Source organism: Methanoculleus sp. UBA413, from assembly GCF_002502935.1.
Classification (GTDB): Archaea; Halobacteriota; Methanomicrobia; order Methanomicrobiales; family Methanoculleaceae; genus Methanoculleus; species Methanoculleus bourgensis.
Genome location: NZ_DAQR01000075.1, coordinates 807 through 3,110, shown reverse-complemented (window position 1 = coordinate 3,110; position 2,304 = coordinate 807). Strand labels below are relative to the sequence as shown.

Sequence of the window (2,304 nt, the reverse complement as noted above, 5' to 3'; positions counted from 1 at the left end):
GAGATCCGGGAGCGGTTCGTGCGGGCGCTTGGGAGGTAGGTATCCGGCTCGTTCCTGTGGCGGAGCAAGTACATCCTCTTTTTCCCGCTGGTCATATTGAGTGGCGGAACATTTCCCGTATCCAGTTCCTCATCGCATCCCTTGAGGGTTGCCAGCCGGAAACGGTTGCACACACCGTCGCAAGAAGAATGTTCTCCTGTGCTTTTACCTCAGGAGGAGGATTTGTTTTCGGCAGTTTTGATAACAGTCCTGGAACGTGTAAAGGAATAGGACAGAATTTATAAGTGGAGTTCTGTACAAGTCATTGTGGGGGCGCCTCGATGAGGCATCCGCAATAGTTTGTGGGGTTCCCCCATCTGGAGGAAGATAAAGCATGAATGTTAGTGGTCGGGGACGGTTGATCTGTGTTGTCCTGCTGCTCTTCATCCTCACTGGCGGCGGCATGGCGCATGCAGCCGCTCAGCCGGGTGAAGACGTGCGGATCGACCCGACAAACGGTGAGGCATTGTCAGCTGATACAGAGAATGCCCGACAAACTGCGCTCCAAGAACCCGAAGATACGGTGGCGTATCAGGGATCCGAAAGCGCATTCAGTGTATTCTATAATCCTGTGCTTCTGGGGATTGCTCTGGGGGCCGTGATCGTGCTCTCGGTGGGATACTATCTCATCCGAACGCATCGCAGGAAGGATGCGCCGTAATGCGGCGGGGTTCGCAGATTCTATCTCTTCGAGTGACGAACTGAAGATGCTTTCTGGAGTTCCGGTTTGGGACAGTGTTCGGTTTACGGTAACGGTTTCATAATGGGTGGATGAAGCATGCGGCAAAAGGTATCGATGGACTTTATTTTAACGGGATTGTTTGCCGTGATGCTCTTCCTCTTACTCTTCTATCACTCCATTAAGGAGTTTTATCCGGAGTTCGATCCCTTCCTCATGATCTTTGGCCAGGTTGTCGGTCTTGTTCTCGCGATACTCCTTATATTCTGTTTCGCTGGCCTGGCTCTGCTGGTCATTCGGCGCTTGTACCGCCGTTTGTACCACCGTTAGCGGATCATTCGGTCGATGTCTGGTTGTTCCCGGAATGGAGGGGAGTTGCAGGTTAAGTGGAGATACACGTGACCTTGCTTGGTCAAGCAACTTTATTGCTGATGCGGATATTCGCCACGACGAGATAGATCGAACGCGGTATCCGTTTGGGGTCATACTTTGTGGTGATGACGGTCGTAATCCAGATGGGCAGATTCGTTTCGGGATACCCAACCCTGTGCCCGGGCTCTGGAAATTTAAGGTCTGCGGAGAGGATGTGACCGGGATTCAATCGAATGCATTTAACTATTTTCCGAAACTAAACATTTTTATTGCCACTAGTTTTATGTAACTCCATGGCTCCAGGGTCATGGATTGCCAGAATTGCTCTGATCGTCTTCTGCATCCTGCTACTGCCGTCTGCCGTGTGCGCCACTCCCATTCAGCCAGTTCATGGCCCATACCCAGAGCAGTTACCTTCAGATTCAACTCCGCTATACATCTGGAACGTACCCCTGAGCATCCTTATCCTCGAATTCGTGTGCGTATCCGCCCCGGCGCTCTTCATCCCGATGCAACTCCTCTTCTCGCTCTCCGTATGGCTGCGCCTCGGCCAGAAAAGAGTCACGTACCGGAACGTCCTGGAGAACGAAAACCGAAATGCGGTGTATATGTGCATACAGGAGAACCCTGGAATCCATATGCACGCTCTCTCCCGGGTGCTCGGTATGAACATCGGGACCGCCAGATACCACGTGGAAGTGTTATGCGGGGTGGGTAAGGTTTCTCCAGAGCAGAACTCCGGGGGAGTGAGTTATTTTGTCAATGCAGATCCTTTCTCCGACCTGGAGAGGAAGATCGCCGGATATCTCCATGATCACCAGAAGAGCCGGATATTACGCTTTGTCCTGCAGCACCCGGGATGCACGAGAAAGGATATCGCGTTCAGGCTCATCATGTCGGGCCCGAATGTCACCTGCCATATGAAGTCGTTGATCAGGGATGGCATCATCCGAAGCGAGAGGGACGGGCGAAATATGCGATATTATCTCTGCCCGGACGCGGATGAGTATCTAGAGGATCATGAACCGTGGAATTCCTGCGCACACCCTGAGGCAGGGAAGCAGGCACCTTACGCTGCCGTGAAACTCCGGGGATCCAGGGATTCGGGATGATCTCTCCCAAAATTGGAACCGGCCGGATTGAGCATCCGCATCATGCATAAATGACCGTATCGGCCAGGGCGATATCTTGTTCGGTGAAGAGGATGAGACGAT

Annotated in this window: 2 protein-coding genes; both read left to right on the top strand. The window is 52.6% G+C overall.

All coding sequences use genetic code 11. The annotated features are described in order from the left end of the window. Positions 1 to 397: 397 nt before the first annotated feature. A complete protein-coding gene (locus BP858_RS05730; protein ID WP_286879073.1) occupies positions 398 to 700 on the top strand; it encodes a hypothetical protein in 303 nt (100 codons plus the stop codon). A 683-nt stretch (positions 701 to 1,383) separates the two neighbouring features. Beyond that, positions 1,384 to 2,202, top strand: a complete 819-nt coding sequence (locus BP858_RS05725) for a winged helix-turn-helix transcriptional regulator (RefSeq protein ID WP_286879072.1) — start codon at positions 1,384 to 1,386, stop codon at positions 2,200 to 2,202. Positions 2,203 to 2,304 lie beyond the last annotated feature (102 nt).